Raw genomic sequence first — 21,481 nt, forward strand, 5'->3', positions numbered from 1 at the left:
CTCGGTTGTCAGGCGGCCACCCTTTCGGCGAAGTCGCCGGCGCTTCGATTGAGCAGCGCCAACCGCCCGGCGAGCCGGTCAAAGCCCGCGCCGAGTGCATCGATCTCACCCGCGACAGCCTCTGTATCGGTGTGGATCGAAGCGATCGTATTGGACATCGAATCCGCCGCCAGCGCGGTCTCGTCGACCGCTGCGGTGATGGCGGTAACCGTCTGCGCCTGCGCCTCCATCGCGTCCCGAATACGAGTCGCCGATACCTGCACTTCGTCTACCGTCGCCCGAATGCCGACGTTGGCGTTAACCGTCACCTGGGTTGCGGTCTGAATGGCGGTGATCTTCGCGGCGATATCGTCCGTTGCGCGCGCCGTTTGACTCGCCAGACTTTTCACCTCCTGCGCTACGACCGCAAAGCCGCGCCCAGCATCGCCTGCGCGTGCCGCCTCGATCGTGGCATTCAGCGCCAGCAGATTGGTCTGCCCGGCAATGTCGCGGATCAGGCCGAGGATCGACTCGATCGATTTGGCATGCTCATTGAGCATCTCGGTCACACCGACCGCCTGATCCGCCTGGACCGCAGCGCGCGTGGCGATGTCAGCGGCAGCCTCGACCTCACTTCGTGCATCGCCGATGGCGCGGATCAGCCCCGCTGCGGTCGAGGCTGCGTCCCGCATCGCGAGGGCAGACTGTTCCGCCGCCGCCGCGACCTCGCTCGCCTTGCCCAGAACACCCCGCGCGGAGAACGACGCGGTTGACGCCTGATCGCGCAGCGTCGCGCCCTCGCTGGTCGCGTCCTCAACGGTAGTCGCGATACCGCCACGAAAGTCTGCCGCCAGCCGGTCGCGAGCACTCTGCGAACTATGCTTCCGATAGTCACCGTAGAGCGCCACGGTGATCTCGCCTTCGAGCGCAGATAGCCGCATCAACGTATCGATCATGGTCGGCAGGCGCGAGTCAGACGGCTCGCAGCGAGACATCAGGACGTGCAGCGCTGCGCGATCGCTGGCGCTGATCATCGACAGCAGCGCGAGTGGCGACACCTGCGCCTGATATGCGGCAGCCACCGACCGTTCGATCGATTCGACCCACGCGCGACGATCGGTGCGGAGGAAACGCTCGCGCAGAAACGCGCAGCCGACGTCGATCATCCGGGCGCTGTCGTGGTCCACCCAGGCCTTGTCGTTATGAAAGCAGCGCTGCCAATGCTTCCAATAAGCCTCGGAAATCTGCCGCACCTCTGGCTCCAGCACCTCCCACACCTCTCGCGACGTGGTCGATAGTGTTCCGTCAAAGTCAAAAACCCGCAGCCGAGTATCGAGGTCGATCACGCGGGCCAGTTGGGCCGGAGGTGGCAGGTCGACGGACAAGTTGTTGCGCTCCCGGTTCATTACCTTCCGGGACATAGAGCACTGTTCGTTAAGTGCCGGTTAGAGCCAGCACCCTTCAGCACTGCGAGTGATTCGCAGAAGGGTACTGATGCTTGCAACATCGGGCCACCGGTCTCATAGACCGCGCCAAACCGTCGGCTTACCGCAGGAAACCGCAGCCTTGGCCACAAAACCAGTCCGCCCCAAAAGTCCGCATCTGTTCAGCGGCCCGCTTGCTCTGCATTACCGCTGGAGCGCGGCGATGACGGTGTCGATCCTGCACCGTGCCACGGGAAGTGGCATGGCGACCGTGGGATCGCTGCTACTCGTCTGGTTCCTCGCCGCGCTTGCGTCTGGTGCGGAGGCTTATGCCACGTTCCGTGACGTGTTCACGCTCTCGGATGGCCGATTGAACATCCTTGGTTGGATTATCGGCGTCGGTCTGACCTTCAGCCTTTTCCAGCATATGATGAGCGGCATCCGCCATCTGGTGCTCGATACCGGCGCGGCTTTCGAGCTGAAGCTGAACCGCAACCTGGCGCGCCTCACCTTTGTCGGCTCGACGCTGCTCACCCTCGCCTTCTGGCTCTACGTGGGGACCAAGTAATGGGAACGGGAACCTCGATCGGCCGCGTTCGTGGCCTGGGTAGCGCGCACGAAGGCCCGCATCACTGGTGGCACCAGAAGATCACGGCAGGATCCAATATCCTACTGATGAGCTGGCTGGTGATCTCGCTCGCCCGCCGTCCGGGATATGATTACGGCACGATGCGCGATTGGCTGTCGTCGGCCTGGGTCGCGATCCCGATGATCCTCCTGGTCGTGTCCGTCTTCTACCACTTCCGTCTCGGGCTTCAGGTCGTGATCGAGGACTATCAGCGTGACGAACGTCGTGTCGTCGCGATGGTCCTGCTCAACCTGTTCACCGCTGCCGTGACCGGCACCGCCCTCTTCGCGATCCTGAAGATCGCCTTCGGAGCAAATTGATGCCCGCCGCTTACCAGATCATCGACCATACGTACGACGCGGTCGTCGTCGGCGCCGGCGGCTCGGGCCTCCGCGCCACGATGGGCATCGCGGAGGCGGGGCTGAAGACCGCCTGCATCACCAAGGTGTTCCCGACCCGCAGCCACACCGTGGCGGCGCAGGGCGGCATCGCGGCTAGCCTGGGCAACAATTCGCCGGACCACTGGTCCTGGCACATGTACGATACCGTCAAGGGTTCCGACTGGCTCGGTGACCAGGACGCGATCGAGTACATGGTGCGCGAGGCGCCGGCCGCGGTGTACGAGCTGGAGCACGCGGGCGTGCCGTTCAGCCGCAACGAGGACGGGACGATCTACCAGCGCCCGTTCGGCGGCCACATGCAGAACATGGGTGAAGGCCCGCCGGTGCAGCGCACCTGCGCCGCCGCGGACCGTACCGGCCACGCCATGCTCCACGCGCTGTATCAGCAGTCGCTGAAGTATGACGCGGACTTCTACATCGAATATTTCGCGCTCGATCTCATCATGGAGAACGGTGCGTGCCACGGCGTAATCGCGCTCAACATGGAAACGGGGCAGATCCATCGCTTCCGTGCCCATGCAGTGGTGCTGGCGACGGGCGGCGGTGGCCGCGTGTACCAGTCGGCAACCTCGGCACACACCTGCACCGGTGACGGCAACGGCATGGCGCTGCGCGCTGGCCTGCCGCTGCAGGACATGGAGTTCGTGCAGTTCCACCCAACCGGCATCTACGGCGCGGGCGTCCTCATAACCGAGGGTGCGCGCGGCGAAGGCGGCTACCTTACCAATTCCGAGGGCGAGCGCTTCATGGAGCGTTACGCGCCGAGCGCGAAGGACCTCGCCTCGCGTGACGTCGTGTCGCGTTCGATGGCGGCGGAAATGCGCGAGGGCCGCGGCGTCGGCAAGGACAAGGACCACATCTTCCTTCACCTCGATCATATCGATCCGAAGGTGCTGGCGGAGCGCCTGCCGGGCATCACCGAGACGGGCAAGATCTTTGCCGGCGTTGACCTCACTCGTCAGCCGCTGCCCGTCACGCCGACTGTCCACTACAACATGGGCGGCATCCCGACGAACTATCATGGCGAAGTCGTTCAGCTGAAGAACGGTGATCCGGACGCGATCGTCCCGGGCCTGTTCGCGGTTGGCGAGGCAGCCTGCGTGTCGGTCCATGGCGCGAACCGCCTCGGCTCCAACTCGCTGATCGATCTCGTGGTGTTCGGCCGTGCGACGGGCCTACGCCTCAAGGAAACGCTGAAGCCGAACACGCCGCACAATCCGCTGCCCAAGGGCTCGGAAGAGATGGCGCTCGGCCGGCTCGACCACTTCCGCAACGCAAGCGGCGGCTCGCCCACGGCGAAGATCCGCGCCGAGATGCAGAAGACGATGCAGCGCCACGCCGCTGTGTTCCGCGACAGCGAGCTGCTGTCCGAGGGCGTGACCAAGATCGACGCGATCTACAAGTCGATGGAAGACGTCGGCATCAAGGATCGCTCGCTGATCTGGAACACCGACCTCGTCGAGACGCTGGAGCTGGACAACCTCATCAGCCAGGCGGTCGTGACGATGCGCGGCGCGGAAAACCGCAAGGAAAGCCGCGGCGCGCACATGCACGAGGATTATCCGGAGCGCGACGACGTGAACTGGATGAAGCACACGATCGCGACGTTCGATGGCTGGGGCGGCAAGGGCGGCAGCTGCTCGCTCGATTATCGTCCGGTGCACGATTACACGCTCACCGACGACGCCGAGTACATCAAGCCGAAGAAGCGGGTGTACTGATCCGGGTGGCGCGGCCGGATGGCCGCGCCCCTCTTTTCTCAGTTGTTGATAACCGTGACGGTACCAAACCGTCCCGCAGCAACTTCAGCTTAAGCTACCCCCGCCCGCAACATCTCGAATGTCGCGCGACTTCAAACTATTGACTTCGATCGCCGATCGCCCCGACACTCTTCCGATTGTGGAGGGGGCTCGCGATGAAGAGGTGGCTTACCGTCTTTCTTGCCGCATGCGCGGGCTCCGCGTTGGCTCAGAGCTACATTCCACCTCAGCATAGCCGAACGGCGCCGTTGATCGCCCGCAGTGGCGAGGCCGAACTGGTCCAGCTTGCGGATCAGGGCGGTGCGATCGAATATGATCGCAAGGCTGGCTGGCGACTGGCTGAACATCGCCGCCTCTCCTCGATGCTCGCCGCCATCCAGCCGCAAAGAAAGGGTGTGACCGACGCCTTCGTCATCAGCGTCGCGCTGGACAGCGATCCGGTGTTCGGTCGCGAGGCGCGTGAGGCGGCTAAGGTCCTTTCGAGACGCTACGGTGCTGTGGGGCGCACGATCGTTCTCGCCGGTACGGACGGCAAGGCCGACAGCGCGCTGCCGATGGGCTCCCCTTCCAATCTGGATGTCGCACTGGCTCGGATCGCGGAACTCATGGATGTGAACGAGGACGTGCTTATCCTCTACACCACCAGCCACGGCGCGCGCTTCGGCATTGTGTACAATGACGGGGATCAGGGGTTCGGCGCCATCTCCCCCGCCAGGCTGTGGCAAACGCTTTCCCAGCTGGGCATTCGCAACCGATTGATCATGATCTCAGCCTGTTACGCGGGAGTCTTCGTTCCGCTGCTGTCGAGCGACACCACTGCGATCATCACGGCTGCGTCGTCTGACCGAAGCTCATTCGGTTGCGTGGCCGATAATGACTGGACCTTCTTCGGCGATGCGTTGGTCAATCGCGCACTTCGCCAGCCAAAGCCGCTTGCTGCTGCGGCGGCAGAAGCGACAAGGACGATTGCGGGGTGGGAACAGGAAGGTCGGCTGGAGCCATCGCAGCCACAGGTCGCGATCGGTCCCGGGGCGGCGCGTTGGCTTGCCGTGCTCGATGCCCGTGCCCCGCGCGATGTCATGCCGCCGGTCGGCCGACCCGCCAACTCTGTGCTTCTCGCACAACATTAGGAGCCGGACGCCACCTCCGTCACGGCGGCGATCGAGATTTTTCTATATTGCCGGAACCCTCACAGGTCGTTCGCGGTTCGCGTCGCTATGAATTCCAGCAACAATGCCAACAACTATCCGCTTCTCGCGAGTCCGCATGTGCAGCTCTACGGCACAGTTGACGATGCGATGTACGCAAGCTTCAAGGATCAGGTCGCCGCAGCGCCTGCTGAGGGCCCGTTGATCTTCTCCATCACTACGCTGGGTGGCGACCCGGAAATGGCTCGGGCGATGGGCGATACCGTGCGCCTGCTGCGCGAATACACTGGTCGCGAGACGCTGTTTCTGGGGAAGGTCGCGGTGTACTCGGCGGGCGCGACGTTCATGTCGGCCTTCCCCGTCGACAAGCGCTTCCTGACCCGCGGCTCTCGGCTGATGATCCACGAGCGGCTGATGAACTCCACCATCCAATTGTCCGGGCCGCTCAACACACTGGCGCCCGTTCTGCTCGCGAAGCTCAACGAGATTCAGGATTCAATCCGGATCCAGGATGAAGGTTTCGCCGCGTTGGTAGAGGGCTCGCGCGTAACGCTCGAAGAACTCAAGGCGAAAGCACCATCGAACTGGTATGTGGAGGCGGAGGAGGCCCGCGAACTGGGTCTGGTGTTGGACTTGATCTGACACCCGGTGCCGTAAGCGGCTGCGGTCGTGCCTTGCCACTTACTCGTCGCGCTTGGATAAGGGGTCAGCAATCGAGCGAGGCGGAATGACCAAGGCCCCTACCCCCGGGCGTAAGCTTGGGATGGCAATTCTGATCGCCATGTTGTTGGCGATCCCGCTCTTCGCCGTTTATCTGTTGGTCTATGATCGTCAGGATCAATCAAGCAGCGCCCGCGCATCGATTGCCAGCGGCTGGGGCGGGCCGCAAACGATCGCCGGGCCGGTACTGGTCATACCCTATCAAACGGAAGCGACCGAAACCGTCACAGAAGCAGGCCGGCAGGTCTCGCGAACCACACGGGTTTGGCGCGAACTGACGCTGTCGCCGCAGATCGCTGATCTGCATACCAAATTGACCCCCGAACGCCGCCGCCGGTCTATCTACGAGGCGGTCCTGTTCGAGGCGGCCGCCGATGGCTCGGCACGCTTCGATCTCCCCGCCGATCTTGCTCGGTTCGGCATCACCGCTGATGAACTCGCCTACGACAGGGCAGAGCTTCGGTTCGGCTTGCGGGATCCGCGCGGGCTTTTTGGTCAACCGCCTGTCGTGCTGGCGGACGGAAAGCGCCTCGGCCTTCAGCCCGGCAAGGGGTCGCCAGCGACCAACAATGCCGGCTTCTTCACCTGGCTTGATGCCGCGTCCATCCGCACCCGCCCCCTACTGGTGCGGTTCGCATACTCCTTCCGCGGAAATGGCTGGCTCGCGCTGGCGCCACAGGCAGGCGATACGCGGTGGCGGGTTACTTCCACCTGGCCGCACCCAAGCTTTCAGGGCGGGTTCCTGCCAACGGCGCAGACGGTCAACAAGGACGGATTCGTCGCCACTTGGCGCATCGGGAACCTGGCGCTGGGCAGAAGCCTGGTCTCGTCCGGAGACGTGGTTCCCGAGTCGCGTCCTGAGGTCATCGATCGTGCGATGGTCGCCACACCGGCTGATGGATATGAAGCACGCGCCGTGCTGATCTCGCCGGTAGACCTCTACAGTCAGGTCAATCGATCGGTGAAATACGGTTTCCTCTTCATCGGCTTCACGTTCCTCGCCTTTCTGCTTTTCGATGTTATCGGCGGGGTGCGGGTTTCGTCGGTCGAGTACCTGCTTGTCGGCGCCGGGCTGGTGCTCTTCTTCGCCCTCCTACTCGCCTTCGCGGAGGTGGTCGGGTTCACCCCTGCCTACCTAATCGCCGCTGGCGCGATCATCACGCTACTCACCAGCTATTCCGCCGCGGTTCTGCACAGCTGGCGCCGCGCGGGGTACATTGCCGCCCTGCTCGCCGCGCTGTACGCGATTTTGTACGTGCTACTGAACCTGGAAGCCTATTCGCTGCTCATCGGATCGCTGCTTCTGTTTGCGGCGCTGGCCGGTGTTATGTATCTGACGCGTAACCTCGACTGGAGCGGTTTTCGCACCCAGTCCTCAACCGACTGAAGCGGGAACGGAAAATGGCCGAATTCACCCTGCCGGCGAACAGCAAGATCAAGGGCGGTCGCAAGATCCCCTCGCCCGAACCGGGCGGGACGATGCGCAACTTCAAGGTCTATCGCTACGATCCGGACAACGGCGAGAACCCGCGCTACGACACGTTCGAGGTAAACCTCGACGAGTGCGGCCCAATGGTTCTTGACGCGCTGATCAAGATCAAGAGCGAGCAGGATTCGTCGCTGACGTTCCGCCGTTCGTGCCGTGAGGGCATCTGCGGTTCCTGCTCGATGAACATCGACGGCAAGAACGGGCTCGCCTGCACCACCGCGATCGAGGACGTGAAGGGCGAGGTGAAGATCACGCCGCTGCCGGCGATGGACGTGATCAAGGATCTCGTGCCCGACTTCACGCACTTCTACGCGCAATACGCTTCGATCCAGCCCTGGCTGAAGACCGTGACTCCCCCGCCCGCCGGCAAGGAACGCCTGCAGTCGCCGGAAGACCGCGCCAAGCTCGATGGCCTGTACGAGTGCATCCTGTGCGCCTGCTGCTCCACGTCGTGCCCCAGCTACTGGTGGAATTCTGACAAGTTCCTCGGCCCGGCAATTCTGCTCCAGGCGTATCGCTGGCTGGCCGACAGCCGCGATGAGATGACCGGCGAGCGGCTCGACAGCCTGGAGGATCCGTTCCGCCTGTATCGCTGCCACACGATCATGAACTGCGCCAACACCTGCCCCAAGGGGCTGAACCCGGCGAAGGCCATCGCCGAGATCAAGAAGATGGAAGTCGAGCGCGTCCTCTGACGCAGGTTTCCTGATCAGCACATATGTCACCCCGGCGAAAGCCGGGGTCCAGTATCGGGCCGGTCCCCGCTGGACCTCGGCCTTCGCCGGGGTAAATCGTATGGAAGAAGCAAAGCCGGAATTCCTCTACGAGGATCACCCGGATCATCCCGGCTGGAAACGCTGGGGCCTGAAGAACTCCGATCGCTACAACACCTTCCTCGGCGACATGATGGTGCGCGTGGACGAGGGCACGTGCCGCGTTCGGATGATGCCCGAACGACGCCACTCCAACCTGGGTAACAACGTTCATGGTGGCGCCATGCTGGGCTTCATCGATGTTGCCCTGTTCGCAGCGGCGCGCAGCTTCGGACTGATCGAGGCGGGCACGGCCGTAACACTTGATCTCAACACGCACTTCGTCGGCGCCGGGAAGATCGGTGAGCCTCTCGAGGCGCAGGTGGAGCTGCTTCGTGAAACCGGCCGTCTCCTGTTCATGCGCGGCCTGATTATGCAAGGTGACGGCCCTGTGGCGGAGTTTTCCGGCACGATCCGGAAGCCCACCAAACGCTGATCTTCCGGCGGGCACGTCCAACGCTTGTCGTGATGCCGCCTTTTCGCCTACCGACCACTCGACACGATGTTGGCGGCCGTGTGCCGTACCCATCCAGTCCCGGCCAAGAGCCGGGTCCATGCAGCCGAAGGTCGCTTGCGGTCTGGCACCGGGCGCGCGCGCCCGCCGATCGATGGATCCGGCCTGACGCCGGGATGATGTGAGGGTCCCGCAACATCCGATGACCTGGACCGGAGTATCTGCGTGGCCGCTGTTCTTACTGCCTACGAAGCCCTGATCACCGCTGGGGAGCTTCGCCCGGATCCTGAGCAGGCGGCGGCGGCCATGCGGCTAGATGCACTTGCGCAGGAGCTCGAACACCCGCGCACCAGCGGCTTCTTTCGCAAAAAGGTGATCGCACCGCGCGGCATCTACATGTGGGGGGATGTAGGCCGCGGCAAATCGATGCTGATGGACCTGTTCTTCGCCAACGTGAACGTCGCCAAGAAGCGCCGCGTTCACTTCGGCGAGTTCATGCTCGAGGTTCACAGTCGCATCGCAGCGGAGCGGCGGAAGGAAGCAGGTGATCCGATCCTGCCGGTAGCCGCCGCGCTGGCCGAGGAAGCGCGACTGCTCGCGTTTGATGAGATGATCGTCAACAACTCCCCTGACGCGATGATCCTCTCGCGCCTGTTTACTGCGATGATCGAGGCTGGCGTCACCGTGGTGACAACCAGCAACCGCGTCCCCACCGATCTCTACAAGAACGGTTTGAATCGGGAGCATTTCCTCCCCTTCATTGCCTTGATCCAGGAACGGCTGGACGTCCTCGCGCTCAATGGACCGGTCGACTACCGCCGCGACCGCCTGGGTCAGCAGAACACCTGGCTGGTACCCAATGGCCCGGAGGCGACAGCGCAACTGTCCGCCGCCTTCTTCAGACTGACCGACTATCCCCCTGAGGACCGCGAGCACGTCCCCAGCGAGGATCTGGTCATCCAGGGCCGCACACTGCGGGTGCCCAAGTCACTGAAAGGCGTCGCCGTCTTCAGCTTCAAGAAGCTGTGTGGCGAGGCGCGTGGCAGCGCCGACTATTTGGCGATCGCGCGCCGTTTCCACACGGTAATCCTCGTCGGCATTCCGGTGCTGGGGCCTGAGAACCGTAACGAGGCGGCACGGTTCGTCAGCCTGATCGATGCGCTCTACGAATATAAGGTGAAGCTACTCGCCGCAGCGGACGCGGAACCCGAGGACCTCTACCCCAGCGGGGATGGCCGGTTCGAATTTCAGCGCACAGTGAGCCGATTGGAAGAGATGCGGTCGGAAGCCTATCTTGCCGAAGGCCACGGAACCGGCTGACGACATTATTGCTATTGCGAATGGTTATCTTTTTAAAGCAGCTTAGGTGGCTTTAGTGGCTTGTGCGGTGCGCCCAAAGGGCGTACCCGACCTCTCCAATCACGACCCACGTTACGGAAAGGGGATTGGATGGCCCGCAAGAAGATCGCGCTGATTGGCGCCGGCAACATTGGCGGCACGCTCGCGCACCTCGCTGCCCTCAAGGGGCTTGGCGATATCGTTCTGTTCGACGTGGTCGAAGGCGTACCGCAGGGCAAGGCGCTTGACCTGTCGCAGTGCGGTCCGGTGGAGGGCTTTGATGCCAACATCACCGGCTCGAACGACTATAAGGACATCGCTGGCGCCGACGTGATCATCGTCACCGCTGGTGTTGCCCGCAAGCCCGGCATGAGCCGTGACGACCTGCTCGGCATCAACCTGAAGGTGATGAAGGCCGTCGGCGAAGGCATCCGCGACAATGCCCCCGACGCGTTCGTGATCTGCATCACCAACCCGCTCGATGCGATGGTGTGGGCGCTGCGTGAATTCTCCGGTCTGCCGCACAACAAGGTCGTCGGCATGGCCGGCGTGCTGGACTCGGCACGCTTCAGCCACTTCCTCGCCGATGAGTTCAAGGTCTCCGTCAAGGACGTGAACACCTTTGTGCTCGGCGGCCATGGCGACACGATGGTCCCGGTTCTCGAATACTCGACCGTCTCGGGCATTCCAGTCGCTGACCTTATCGAGATGGGCTTCTCCACCAAGGAGAAGGTCGATGAGATCATCAAACGCACGCGTGGCGGCGGCGGCGAGATCGTCGCCCTGCTGAAAACTGGCTCGGCCTATTACGCTCCCGCGACCAGCGGCATCGCGATGGCAGAAGCCTATCTGTACGACCAGAAGCGCATTCTGCCGGCTGCGGCGCACCTGACCGGCCAGTATGGCATCGACGATCTGTACGTCGGCGTTCCCGTGGTGATCGGCGCCGGCGGCGTCGAGAAGATCGTGGAAGTGAAGCTGTCGGACGAAGCCAAGGGCAACCTTCAGGTGTCGGTCGACGCCGTGAAGGAATTGCTCGTCGCCTGTAAGGGCATCGACGAGAGCCTGGCGTAACACCGGATTGAATACCCGGCGCGGGCGGGCATGCAGCCACGTTCGTGCCGGGTTGAGGGATTGGAGAGCCAATGAGCATTCTCGTCGACAAGAATACCAAGGTCATTACCCAAGGCATGACCGGCAATACCGGCAGCTTCCACACGCAGGCGGCGCTGGATTACGGCACGCAGATGGTGGCTGGCGTCACCCCCGGTAAGGGTGGTGGCACGCACCTCGGCCTGCCGCTGTTCGATACCGTTGCGGAGGCAGTGGAGAAGACCGGCGCCGACGCCAGCGTGATCTACGTTCCGCCGCCCTTCGCCGCAGATTCGATCCTCGAGGCGATCGACGCCGAAGTGCCGCTGATCGTTTGCATCACCGAAGGTATCCCGGTGCTCGACATGGTGCGCGTGAAGCGCGCGCTGTCGGGCTCCAAGTCGCGCCTGATCGGCCCGAACTGCCCGGGCGTGCTGACGCCGGGTGAATGCAAGATCGGCATCATGCCGGGCAACATCTTCAAGAAGGGCTCGGTCGGCGTCGTCTCGCGCTCCGGCACGCTGACCTATGAGGCAGTGTTCCAGACCTCCAACGCGGGCCTCGGCCAGACCACTGCGGTCGGCATCGGCGGCGACCCGGTCAACGGCACGAACTTCATCGACGTGCTCGAGCTGTTCCTGGCCGATGATGCGACCGAGTCGATCATCATGATCGGCGAAATCGGCGGCAGCGCCGAGGAAGAAGCAGCCCAGTTCCTTCGCGACGAAGCGAAGCGCGGCCGCAAGAAGCCAATGGCCGGCTTCATTGCGGGCCGTACGGCGCCTCCGGGCCGCCGCATGGGCCACGCCGGCGCGATCGTCTCGGGCGGCCAGGGCGGCGCCGAGGACAAGATCGCAGCGATGGAAGCTGCAGGCATCAAGGTGGCGGCAAGCCCGAGCGAGCTCGGCTCCACGCTGCTGCAGGTGCTGAAGGGTTGATCGAACACCCCCTCTTCACGACGGGGAGGGGATATTAAGTCGAGGCAAGTCGTTGCCTAGACGAAGATGGAGAGGGGCAAGCGCGTCAACGCCTGCCCCTCTCCCGGCTTGGACGGCTACCCTCGGGTGTCGTCTTCGCGAGCCCCTCCCTCCCCCGGAGGGAAGGGAGTGGAGTTGGTGATGGGCTACGAAGGTCAGGATTTCTTGGACGTTGCCGGCGGCGTATCCCCGGCGTTCATCGATGCGCTTTACACGCGCTACAAGGCCTCGCCCGACAGTGTCGAGCCCGGCTGGCGCGGCTTCTTCGAAGGGCTGGAGAACGGCTCGTCCGGCCCCAGCTGGCGTAATGATCGCTGGCCGCTGAGCACCACCGACGATCTGACTGCCGCGCTCGACCCGACCCAGATGGAACCGGCGCCCAAGCCTGCTAAGGGCGGCAAGCCTGCACCCGCTGCGGCGCCGGCAGCGCCCGCACCGACGCAGGACGAAATCGTTCGCGCGGCTGGCGACGCGATCCGCGCCCAGCTGCTGGTGCGCACCTATCGCGTTCGCGGCCATCTGGCGGCCAATCTCGATCCGCTCGGCCTCAACGCGCAGCGCGAGCTGCCCGCGGATCTGCGTACCGAATATCACGGCTTCACCGACGCCGACATCGATCGCCCGGTTTACCTCGGCGGTACGATGGGTCTGCAATGGGCCACGATCCGCGAACTCGTGAACATCCTGCGTGCCAATTACTGCGGCAACGTCGGCCTTGAGTACATGCACATCGCGGATGTGGAGGAGCGCCGCTTCCTCCAGGACCGCATGGAGGGCAAGGACAAGGCGATCGAATTCACGCCGCAGGGCAAGAAGGCGATCCTGAACAAGGTCATCGAAGCCGAGCAGTGGGAGAAGTTCCTCGGCCGCAAGTATGTCGGCACGAAGCGCTTCGGCCTCGATGGCGGTGAGTCGATGATCCCGGCGCTGGAAAGCGTCATCAAGTACGGCGGCGCGGCCGGCGTGAACGAGATCGTGTTCGGCATGGCCCACCGTGGCCGCCTGAATGTGCTCGCCAACGTGATGGGCAAGCCGCTGCGCGTCATCTTCCACGAATTCGCGGGCGGCTCGGCCAATCCCGATGACATCGGCGGTTCGGGTGACGTGAAGTATCACTTGGGCACCTCCACCGATCGCGAGTTCGATGGCGTGAAGGTCCACATGTCGCTCGTCGCCAACCCGTCGCACCTTGAGGCGGCTGACCCGGTGGTGCTCGGCAAGGTGCGCGCGATTCAGACGATCGCCGGCGATCTTGAGGATCATTGCAAGTCGCTGCCGGTGCTGATCCACGGCGACGCCGCCTTTGCCGGTCAGGGGATCGTATGGGAGTGCCTCGGCTTCTCCGGCATCCGCGGCTACAACACCGGTGGCTGCATCCACTTCGTCATCAACAACCAGATCGGCTTCACGACGAGCCCGCAGTTCGCGCGCTCCTCGCCTTATCCTTCGGATGTCGCTAAGGGCGTCCAGGCGCCGGTCTTCCACGTCAATGGCGACGATCCCGAAGCGGTTACCTTCGCTACGAAGATGGCAATCGAATTCCGCCAGAAGTTCCACCGCGATGTCGTGATCGACATGTGGTGCTATCGCCGGTTCGGCCACAACGAAGGCGACGAGCCGGGCTTCACCCAGCCGCTGATGTACAAGGCCATTCGCAGCCACCCGCCAGTCAGCGAGATCTACGGCAAGCGCCTGATCGAGCAGAAGGTCGTGGATCAGGCGTGGGTGGACGAGAACGTCAAGCAGTTCACCACGCTGCTCGAGGGCGAGTTCGAAGCGGGCGCGACCTACAAGCCCAACAAGGCTGATTGGTTCGCCGGCCGCTGGTCGGGCCTGTCGGTTCCGGCCGATCCGGAGACGGCGCGGCGTAGCTTCGACACCGGCATCGAACAGAAGCTGTTTGATTCGATCGGTCGCACGCTGACGACGGTTCCGGACGACCTTGCGATCCATAAGACGCTGGCGCGCGTGATCGATGCCAAGCGCAACATGTTCGCGACCGGCGAGAATTTCGACTGGGCGACCGGCGAGGCACTCGCCTTCGGTTCGCTGCTGTCGGAAGGGTTCGGCGTCCGCCTGTCGGGGCAGGATTCCGGCCGCGGCACTTTCTCGCAGCGTCACGCTGTGTGGGTCGATCAGAACACCGAAAACAAGTACGTGCCGCTGTGGAACATCGAGCACGGCCGGTTCGAGGTGCTCGACAGCCCGTTGTCGGAATATGGCGTCCTCGGCTTCGAATATGGCTACGCGCTGGCCGATCCTAAGACGCTGGTGTTGTGGGAGGCGCAGTTCGGCGACTTCGTGAACGGCGCGCAGATCATGATCGACCAGTTCATTGCCAGCGGCGAGGCCAAGTGGCTGCGTGCCAACGGCCTCGTGATGCTGCTGCCGCATGGTTACGAAGGCCAGGGTCCTGAGCACAGCTCGGCGCGTCCGGAGCGGTTCCTGCAGCTGTGCGCGCAGGACAATATCCAGGTCGCGAACTGCACCACGCCGGCCAACTACTTCCACCTGCTTCGCCGGCAGATGCACCGCAGCTTCCGCAAGCCGTTGGTCATCTTCACGCCAAAGTCGCTGCTGCGCCACAAGCTGGCCGTGTCGGCCCGTGAGGATTTCGTCGGCGATTCGCACTTCCGCCGCATCCTCTCGGACACGAACGGCGCACCGGACGAGACGACGAAGCGGTTGGTCCTGTGCACCGGCAAGGTCGCATACGATCTGATCGAGGCACGCGACGCCGCCGGCGACACCGGTACGCAGATCGTCCGGATCGAGCAGCTGTACCCCTTCCCGACCGAAGCGCTGGCGAAGCGTATCGCCCGGATGCCTAATCTGGAGGACGTGGTCTGGGCGCAGGAAGAGCCGCGCAACAACGGCTATTGGTTCTTCGTCGAGCCGTTCATCGAGGACGCACTGGCGGAGGCCGGCTGCGCGATCAAGCGGGCTCGTTACGCGGGCCGTGCCGCTGCCGCGTCGCCGGCGACGGGCCTGATGAAGCGCCACCAGGCGGAACAGGGTGCCCTGATCGCCGAGGCGCTTGGCCACAGCGTGCGCGAGGAAATTCGCCGTACGCGATCGGCCGAGACCATCAAGAAGTCGGGCAAGGCTGCAAGCTGAGCGCATGTCGCCGGGGTCGTGCGGCTCCGGCGAGGGAAACGTTGATCAAGCGAGGCGGGTAGCAAGACCCGCATTGCAACAGGGCCCCGGCAATCGACGGGGTGGAAGGAAACGGGAATGGCAACCGAAGTTCTGGTCCCCACGCTGGGCGAATCGATCACCGAAGCAACGCTGGGCGAGTGGCTGAAGCAGCCCGGCGACAAGGTCGCCGCGGATGAGCCGATCGCCAGCCTGGAAACCGACAAGGTGTCGGTCGAAGTGCCGAGCCCGGTGGCCGGCATCATGGGCCAGCATGCGGTCGCAGTTGGTGACACGGTGCAGGTCGGAGCCATGCTGGCGACGGTTGAGGCTGGCGACGGCGCGGCAGCGGCAGCAGCCGCGCCCCAGCCGGCGGTGACGCAGTCGCCGGCAGCAGCGGAAGAGCCTGCTCCGGCAGCAGGCGGCTATGGCAATCATGGCGCGACGCCGATCGACAGCAATGCGCCCGCCGCGCTCAGCCCGTCGGTTCGTCGTGCGGTGCTCGAACACGGTGTCGACCCGTCCACGATCAAGGGCACGGGGCGCGACGGCCGCATCACCAAGGAAGACGTTGCCACTGCGGCATCCTCGCGTCCGGCCGCAGCGCCCACCCAGGCGGCGACGCCCACTCCGTCGGTTGCGGCCTCCAGCGGTCGCAAGGAAGAGCGCGTGCGCATGACGCGCCTGCGCCAGACGATCGCCAAGCGCCTAAAGGACGCGCAGAATACCGCTGCGATGCTGACGACGTTCAACGACGTCGACATGACCGCGGTGATCGAGGCGCGCGCCAAGTACAAGGACCTGTTCGAGAAGAAGCACGGCGTTCGCCTCGGCTTCATGGGCTTCTTCGTGAAGGCCGCGACGATGGCGCTGAAGGACATCCCGTCGGTCAACGCCTCGATTGAGGGCGATGAGATCGTCTACCACGATTATGCCGACATCTCGGTCGCAGTCTCCTCGCCGGGCGGCCTGGTCGTTCCGGTGATCCGCGATGCGCAGGACCTGTCGGTCGCGGGCATCGAGAAGACGATTGGCGATTTCGGCAAGCGCGCCAAGGAAGGCACGCTGAAGATGGACGAGATGAAGGGCGGCACCTTCACCATCTCGAACGGCGGCGTGTTCGGCTCGCTGATGTCGACCCCGATCATCAATCCGCCGCAGTCGGCCGTGCTCGGCCTGCACCGGATCGAGGATCGCCCAGTCGTCCGCGATGGCCAGGTCGTCGTCCGTCCGATGATGTACCTTGCGCTCAGCTACGATCACCGCCTGATTGATGGCCGCGAGGCGGTGACCTTCCTCGTCGCGCTCAAGAATGCGATCGAGGATCCGACCCGTATTCTGATCGACCTGTAAATCGGTCACTCCCGCCGGTAGGATGCCGGCGGGAGATTGGGTCTTGCCGGGGATGAAGATGCGTCGCTTGTTGCCTCTCGCGGCCTTCGCGCTGCTGATTGCCCCGGTCGCCGCCGCGCAGCAGCAGCGTGGCCAGATGGCCGAACCCGGCGCGATCGAACGGCTGAAACCCGGCGAGTTCTTCTGGGCACCGCAGATCGCGCCCGCGGGCCCGGTCACCATGATCGTCAGCCTGAAGACCCAGCGCGCCTATGTGTATCGCAACGGCGTGCCGATCGGCGTCACCACGATCTCGTCGGGGAAGCCGGGCCACAAGACGCCCACGGGTGTCTTCACGATCCTGCAGAAGCGGGTCGATCACAAGTCCAACCTCTACAACAACGCGCCAATGCCCTACATGCAGCGGCTGACCTGGGACGGCATCGCGCTGCACGCCGGCGCCCTCCCCGGCTACCCCGCCAGCCACGGCTGCGTTCGTCTGCCAATGGCCTTTGCCAAGCTGCTTTACGGCGTCACCAACCTCGGCCTGACGGTGGTCATCACCGACGAGAGCCTCGTTCCCGAAGTCTCCCCGGCAGCAAGCCCGGTTCCGTCGGTCACTACCGACGGGCATCGCAATACCGCGGCGTATAGCTGGACGCCCGAAGTCTCGCCGACCGGGCCGGTGTCGATCATTGTCAGCGGGCGGGATCGCCGCATCGTCGTGTTGCGCAACGGCAAGCAGATCGGCTCTGCTCCGGTGATCCTCGACGTACCGGTCCAAAATACGGAGGCCTTCACGCTTCGCGCTGTCGACGCGGACGGCGCACACTGGATGCGCCTGCCGCTGCCGGACGGCACGGGGAAGGACGGCGGCGAGCTGTCCGCCGATGCGCGGACTAAGGGCCATGTGCCGGAGGAATTTCGCCAGAAGCTGGAGGGGATTCTCGCCCCCGGCGCCACGATGTTGGTGACGCGCGAGACGCTCGCGACGAGCGGCACGGGAAGCAAGCTTGCGGTTCTGGTGACCGACTCCAAATAAGGGGTCGCTTCTCTCCTCTCAGGCGCCGTCCTGGCGCAGGAACCTCCATGCAGCCGATCATCTCGATCAAGGGCCTTCAGAAGACTTATGCGTCGGGCCATCGCGCGCTGAAGGGCGTCGATCTGGACATTCGCCGGGGCGAGATCTTCGCGCTCCTGGGTCCCAACGGCGCCGGCAAGACGACACTGATCGGTGCCGTCTGTGGCCTTGTCACCGCGACCGGCGGCACGGTGACCGTCGACGGCTTTGACAATGTACGCGCCTATCGTGAGGCGCGCGCCCGGATCGGCCTTGTCCCGCAGGAGCTGAATACCGACCAGTTCGAATCCGTCCGGGCAACCGTAGCATTCAGCCGCGGGCTGTTTGGCCGCCCCAAGGATCCCGCGCTGGTCGAACAGGTGCTGCGTGACCTCTCGCTATGGGACAAGCGCGACAGCGAAATTCGGGAGCTGTCGGGCGGTATGAAGCGGCGCGTGATGATCGCCAAGGCGCTGGCGCACGAACCCGATATCCTCTTCCTCGACGAGCCCACGGCGGGTGTCGATGTGGAGCTGCGCCGCGATATGTGGGCGATGGTCCGCAAACTTCGCGACCGCGGCGTCACCATCATCCTGACGACCCATTATATCGAGGAAGCCGAGGAAATGGCGGACCGCGTTGGTGTGATCATCGGCGGTGAGCTGATCCTGGTCGAGGAAACATCGGTGCTGATGAAGAAGCTCGGCCGCAAAGAGCTGATCGTTCAGCTGGCCGATCCCCTGGCCGCGATCCCATCCGAGCTGGCGGACTGGCATCTGGAGCTTACCGCAGAGGGGCGCGAACTGCGCTATGTGTTCGATCGCCATGCGGAACGCACCGGTGTGCCGTCGCTGCTTGGCAAATTGCGCGATCTGGGGATCAACTTTTCCGACCTCAGCACCCACCAAAGCTCGCTTGAGGAAATATTCGTGGATCTCGTTCATGGAAGGCGCGCGGCATGAAGGCGCCTCGCTTCAACGCCGCCGGCGTCTGGGCGCTTTACCGGTTCGAGATGCACCGCTTTCGGCGGACGCTCTGGACGGGCTTAGCCGTGCCCGTCATCACAACGTCGCTGTATTTCGTCGTGTTCGGCTCTGCGATCGGATCGCGCATGACGGAGGTGAGCGACATCCCCTACGGCAGCTTCATCGTACCGGGCCTGATGATGCTGTCGCTGTTTCAGGAAAGCACGTTCAACGGCGCCTTCGGCATCCATATGCCGCGCTTCACTGGCACGATCTATGAGCTGCTCTCCGCGCCCATGTCCGCCTTTGAAACCGTGCTGGGCTATGTCGGCGCGGCTGCGACGAAGGCGCTGCTCGTCGCTTTGGTGATCCTGCTGACGGCAAACCTCTTCGTCGATGTCAGGATCGCGCATCCCGTGATCATGCTCGCCTATCTGGTGCTGGTCGCCTGCGCCTTCTCGCTGTTCGGCTTCGTGCTTGGCATATGGGCGAAGGGGTTCGAACAGCTTCAGGTGATCCCGTTGCTGATCGTCACACCCCTCACCTTCCTCGGCGGCGCCTTCTATTCGCTCGACATGCTGCCCGAGCCATGGCGGACGGTGTCGCTGTTCAACCCGATCGCTTATCTGATCAACGGATTCCGCTGGACCTTCTTCGGACAGGCCGATGTGTCGCCGATGGCGAGCCTTGCCGTCACCGCAGGGTTCCTGGCCGTATGCCTCACCGCAGTGTGGTGGATCTTCCGCACGGGCTATCGTCTGAAGAACTGATACCGGGCATTGCGCCGGCGGGCGCGTGCGGCAAGAAGCATCTGATCTTTAGGAGATTTCGATGCATCGTACGCTTGCCCTTATGCTTCTCCCCCTGTTGCCGGTGGCTGCGGCCACCCCGGCGGCGGCGCAGGCGCCGGTCGCGGCGCAGCCCGGTACGCAGGATGCCGCGCTGCTTCAATTCCTCGACGCCGCCTTCGACGCGCAACTTGCGCTCAGCCCGGAAATGCAGACTCATCTCGGGTTTAAGACGAACTACGACAAGCTTGACGATTATACTGACGCCGCCGACATTCGGCGGCAGGAGCTGGCCGAACAGCAGCTCAAGGATATGCGCGCGCGCTTCAAGCCGGAGCAGCTGGGCGAAAGCGCGCGGGTCAGCTACCGCCTGTTCGAATATCAGGTGGAGCGGGATCGTGAATCCTTCCGCTTCCGCAAGCTGCGCTTCCCTGTGTCGACCAACGGCAGCCCGGCGGGCTCGATTCCCGTCCTGCTGATCAACAATCACAAGGTCGATAATGTCGCCGACGCACAGGCCTATATCGCCCGTCTGCGTGACACCGAGCGGGTGATGCGCGAAGTGACGGCGACAATGCGCGAGCAGGCAGCGGCCGGGATCATTCCGAACAAGGTAAACTTCGCTCCCGCGCGCGCTGATGCGCGCAAGGTCATCACTGGCGCGCCGTTCGACACGGGCGCCGATTCGACGCTGATGGCGGATTTCCGCAAGAAGGTCGCCGCACTGAACGCGCCCGACGCGACGAAGCAGAAGCTGCTGGCCGACGCCAGCGCAGCCCTCACCGGCCCGTTCAAGCGTGGCTATGACATGCTTTTCGTCGCACTCGACGAGATCGAACCGCTGTCGAAGGGCAATTTCGGCGCCTGGAACCTGCCTGATGGCGCGGCCTATTATAATGATCGGCTGAAGGGTTCGACGACCACCAACCTCACTGCGGACCAGATCCACGACATCGGCCTGAAGCAGGTTGCCGCGATCCGCCAGGAGATGGAGGCGATCAAGAAGCAGGTCGGATTCACCGGGACGCTGGAGCAGTTCTTCGACCACATCCGAACCGATCCGAAGTTCAAATATCCGAATACGGAGGCCGGCCGCGAGCAATATCTGGCGGATGCACGCAAGATCATCGCATCGGTGATGGAGGTCGCGCCGCGCTACTTCCGCGTTCTGCCCAAGGCACCGCTTGAGGTCCGCGCGGTCGAGAAATGGCGGGAAGGCACCGCGTCGACCGCCTTCTACAATCCGCCATCGGCCGATGGATCGCGGCCGGGCATCTACTACGTCAACCTCGTCGACATGAACCAGACGCAGAAGGTGCAGGTCGCCGGCATCTCGGTGCATGAAGGCGCGCCCGGCCACCACTTTCAGATCGCGCGGCAGCAGGAACTGACCGGCCTGCCCAAGTTCCGCAAGTTCGGCGGGTTCGGCGCCTATATGGAAGGCTGGGGACTCTATACCGAGCGGCTCGGTGACGAGATGGGCGTCATCACCGATCCTTATGATCGCTTCGGGATGCTCTCGCTCCAGGTATGGCGCGCGATCCGACTGGTGCTCGATACCGGCATCCACTCGAAGCGGTGGACCCGCGAGCAGGCCATTGCCTACTTCAAAGCGAACAGCTCGGTTTCGGACACCGATATCGCGCGTGAGGTCGACCGCTACTTCAACTGGCCCGGTCAGGCGACCAGCTACATGGTCGGCCAGCTGAAGATCACCGAGTTGCGCCGGAAGGCGGAGCGGGAACTGGGCAACAAATTCGACATTCGCGACTTCCACGAAGCGGTGCTCAGCCAGGGCGCGCTGCCGCTCGATCTGCTCGAGGCGCAGGTCGACGCCTACATCGCCGCCGCGCGCGGTTGATCGCCGATCCGCCGCTGCGTGGCGATCACGCGGCGGCGGACAGGTTCAGCGAGCATCAAGACATGGCTCGTTCAGCTTCTGTCACGGTGGGCTCGGCTAAGACGCGAGCGTCAGTCGC

At 63.8% G+C, this 21,481-nt stretch carries 18 protein-coding genes; 17 read left to right on the plus strand and 1 reads right to left on the minus strand.

The window, feature by feature from the left end:
- Positions 1 to 8: 8 nt before the first annotated feature.
- On the minus strand, positions 9 to 1,385 hold the full coding sequence (locus K0S66_RS07320; RefSeq protein WP_301074696.1) for a methyl-accepting chemotaxis protein: 1,377 nt from the start codon (positions 1,383 to 1,385) through the stop codon (positions 9 to 11).
- 88 nt (positions 1,386 to 1,473) lie between these two features.
- Here K0S66_RS07320 and sdhC point away from each other — a divergent pair, with 88 nt between their 5' ends.
- The 17 genes from sdhC to K0S66_RS07405 all read left to right on the plus strand — a co-directional run bounded on the left by sdhC (position 1,474) and on the right by K0S66_RS07405 (position 21,363).
- The gene (gene sdhC / locus K0S66_RS07325; protein WP_301074697.1) at positions 1,474 to 1,971 is read left to right on the plus strand and encodes a succinate dehydrogenase, cytochrome b556 subunit; all 498 of its coding nucleotides are present in this window, start codon (positions 1,474 to 1,476) and stop codon (positions 1,969 to 1,971) included.
- Positions 1,971 to 2,351 carry a succinate dehydrogenase, hydrophobic membrane anchor protein gene (sdhD, locus tag K0S66_RS07330; protein ID WP_301074698.1) on the plus strand — a complete coding sequence of 127 codons (381 nt, stop codon included), beginning with the start codon at positions 1,971 to 1,973 and terminating at the stop codon, positions 2,349 to 2,351. Before sdhC ends, sdhD begins: the two co-directional genes overlap by 1 nt.
- Positions 2,351 to 4,153 carry a succinate dehydrogenase flavoprotein subunit gene (sdhA, locus tag K0S66_RS07335; RefSeq protein WP_301074699.1) on the plus strand — a complete coding sequence of 601 codons (1,803 nt, stop codon included), beginning with the start codon at positions 2,351 to 2,353 and terminating at the stop codon, positions 4,151 to 4,153. The genes sdhD and sdhA overlap by 1 nt, the downstream gene beginning before the upstream one ends.
- Before the next feature lie 287 nt (positions 4,154 to 4,440).
- Positions 4,441 to 5,322, plus strand: a complete 882-nt coding sequence (locus K0S66_RS07340) for a C13 family peptidase (protein ID WP_301074700.1) — start codon at positions 4,441 to 4,443, stop codon at positions 5,320 to 5,322.
- Between the two features lie 87 nt (positions 5,323 to 5,409).
- Positions 5,410 to 5,982 carry an ATP-dependent Clp protease proteolytic subunit gene (locus K0S66_RS07345; RefSeq protein WP_301074701.1) on the plus strand — a complete coding sequence of 191 codons (573 nt, stop codon included), beginning with the start codon at positions 5,410 to 5,412 and terminating at the stop codon, positions 5,980 to 5,982.
- Positions 5,983 to 6,067: 85 nt separating this feature from the next.
- Entirely contained in the window at positions 6,068 to 7,447 is a 1,380-nt protein-coding gene (creD, locus tag K0S66_RS07350) for a cell envelope integrity protein CreD (RefSeq protein WP_301074702.1), read from the plus strand.
- Positions 7,448 to 7,461: 14 nt separating this feature from the next.
- The gene (locus tag K0S66_RS07355; RefSeq protein WP_301074703.1) at positions 7,462 to 8,244 is read left to right on the plus strand and encodes a succinate dehydrogenase iron-sulfur subunit; all 783 of its coding nucleotides are present in this window, start codon (positions 7,462 to 7,464) and stop codon (positions 8,242 to 8,244) included.
- 100 nt (positions 8,245 to 8,344) lie between these two features.
- A complete protein-coding gene (locus tag K0S66_RS07360; protein ID WP_301074704.1) occupies positions 8,345 to 8,797 on the plus strand; it encodes a PaaI family thioesterase in 453 nt (150 codons plus the stop codon).
- 243 nt (positions 8,798 to 9,040) lie between these two features.
- The gene (gene zapE / locus K0S66_RS07365) at positions 9,041 to 10,135 is read left to right on the plus strand and encodes a cell division protein ZapE (RefSeq protein ID WP_301074705.1); all 1,095 of its coding nucleotides are present in this window, start codon (positions 9,041 to 9,043) and stop codon (positions 10,133 to 10,135) included.
- 129 nt (positions 10,136 to 10,264) lie between these two features.
- Positions 10,265 to 11,227 (plus strand): malate dehydrogenase, encoded by a 963-nt coding sequence (gene mdh, locus K0S66_RS07370; protein ID WP_301074706.1) that lies wholly within the window; start codon positions 10,265 to 10,267, stop codon positions 11,225 to 11,227.
- 71 nt (positions 11,228 to 11,298) lie between these two features.
- On the plus strand, positions 11,299 to 12,183 hold the full coding sequence (sucD, locus tag K0S66_RS07375; RefSeq protein ID WP_301074707.1) for a succinate--CoA ligase subunit alpha: 885 nt from the start codon (positions 11,299 to 11,301) through the stop codon (positions 12,181 to 12,183).
- 180 nt (positions 12,184 to 12,363) lie between these two features.
- Entirely contained in the window at positions 12,364 to 15,339 is a 2,976-nt protein-coding gene (locus K0S66_RS07380) for a 2-oxoglutarate dehydrogenase E1 component (protein ID WP_301074708.1), read from the plus strand.
- A 117-nt stretch (positions 15,340 to 15,456) separates the two neighbouring features.
- Entirely contained in the window at positions 15,457 to 16,710 is a 1,254-nt protein-coding gene (odhB, locus tag K0S66_RS07385; protein WP_301074709.1) for a 2-oxoglutarate dehydrogenase complex dihydrolipoyllysine-residue succinyltransferase, read from the plus strand.
- Between the two features lie 58 nt (positions 16,711 to 16,768).
- Positions 16,769 to 17,731: a L,D-transpeptidase gene (locus tag K0S66_RS07390; RefSeq protein ID WP_301074710.1), complete on the plus strand. Its 963-nt coding sequence runs from the start codon at positions 16,769 to 16,771 to the stop codon at positions 17,729 to 17,731.
- 47 nt (positions 17,732 to 17,778) lie between these two features.
- On the plus strand, positions 17,779 to 18,711 hold the full coding sequence (locus tag K0S66_RS07395; protein ID WP_301074711.1) for an ABC transporter ATP-binding protein: 933 nt from the start codon (positions 17,779 to 17,781) through the stop codon (positions 18,709 to 18,711).
- The gene (locus tag K0S66_RS07400) at positions 18,708 to 19,484 is read left to right on the plus strand and encodes an ABC transporter permease (protein WP_301074712.1); all 777 of its coding nucleotides are present in this window, start codon (positions 18,708 to 18,710) and stop codon (positions 19,482 to 19,484) included. Before K0S66_RS07395 ends, K0S66_RS07400 begins: the two co-directional genes overlap by 4 nt.
- A gap of 61 nt (positions 19,485 to 19,545) precedes the next feature.
- Positions 19,546 to 21,363 carry a DUF885 family protein gene (locus K0S66_RS07405; protein WP_301074713.1) on the plus strand — a complete coding sequence of 606 codons (1,818 nt, stop codon included), beginning with the start codon at positions 19,546 to 19,548 and terminating at the stop codon, positions 21,361 to 21,363.
- Positions 21,364 to 21,481: the final 118 nt, after the last annotated feature.

It is taken from the genome of Sphingomonas sp. (assembly GCF_029239295.1).
GTDB lineage: Bacteria > Pseudomonadota > Alphaproteobacteria > Sphingomonadales > Sphingomonadaceae > Sphingomonas.

Coding starts and splice junctions, on each gene's coding strand:
- K0S66_RS07400 (WP_301074712.1), top strand. CDS start 18,708: ATGAAGGCGCCTCGCTTCAACGCCGCCGGCGTCTGGGCGCTTTACCGG.
- odhB (WP_301074709.1), top strand. CDS start 15,457: ATGGCAACCGAAGTTCTGGTCCCCACGCTGGGCGAATCGATCACCGAA.
- K0S66_RS07345 (WP_301074701.1), top strand. CDS start 5,410: ATGAATTCCAGCAACAATGCCAACAACTATCCGCTTCTCGCGAGTCCG.
- K0S66_RS07355 (WP_301074703.1), top strand. CDS start 7,462: ATGGCCGAATTCACCCTGCCGGCGAACAGCAAGATCAAGGGCGGTCGC.
- K0S66_RS07405 (WP_301074713.1), top strand. CDS start 19,546: ATGCATCGTACGCTTGCCCTTATGCTTCTCCCCCTGTTGCCGGTGGCT.
- sucD (WP_301074707.1), top strand. CDS start 11,299: ATGAGCATTCTCGTCGACAAGAATACCAAGGTCATTACCCAAGGCATG.
- K0S66_RS07395 (WP_301074711.1), top strand. CDS start 17,779: ATGCAGCCGATCATCTCGATCAAGGGCCTTCAGAAGACTTATGCGTCG.
- K0S66_RS07380 (WP_301074708.1), top strand. CDS start 12,364: ATGGGCTACGAAGGTCAGGATTTCTTGGACGTTGCCGGCGGCGTATCC.
- sdhA (WP_301074699.1), top strand. CDS start 2,351: ATGCCCGCCGCTTACCAGATCATCGACCATACGTACGACGCGGTCGTC.
- sdhD (WP_301074698.1), top strand. CDS start 1,971: ATGGGAACGGGAACCTCGATCGGCCGCGTTCGTGGCCTGGGTAGCGCG.
- K0S66_RS07390 (WP_301074710.1), top strand. CDS start 16,769: ATGCGTCGCTTGTTGCCTCTCGCGGCCTTCGCGCTGCTGATTGCCCCG.
- K0S66_RS07360 (WP_301074704.1), top strand. CDS start 8,345: ATGGAAGAAGCAAAGCCGGAATTCCTCTACGAGGATCACCCGGATCAT.
- K0S66_RS07320 (WP_301074696.1), bottom strand. CDS start 1,385: ATGAACCGGGAGCGCAACAACTTGTCCGTCGACCTGCCACCTCCGGCC.
- mdh (WP_301074706.1), top strand. CDS start 10,265: ATGGCCCGCAAGAAGATCGCGCTGATTGGCGCCGGCAACATTGGCGGC.
- sdhC (WP_301074697.1), top strand. CDS start 1,474: ATGCTTGCAACATCGGGCCACCGGTCTCATAGACCGCGCCAAACCGTC.
- creD (WP_301074702.1), top strand. CDS start 6,068: ATGACCAAGGCCCCTACCCCCGGGCGTAAGCTTGGGATGGCAATTCTG.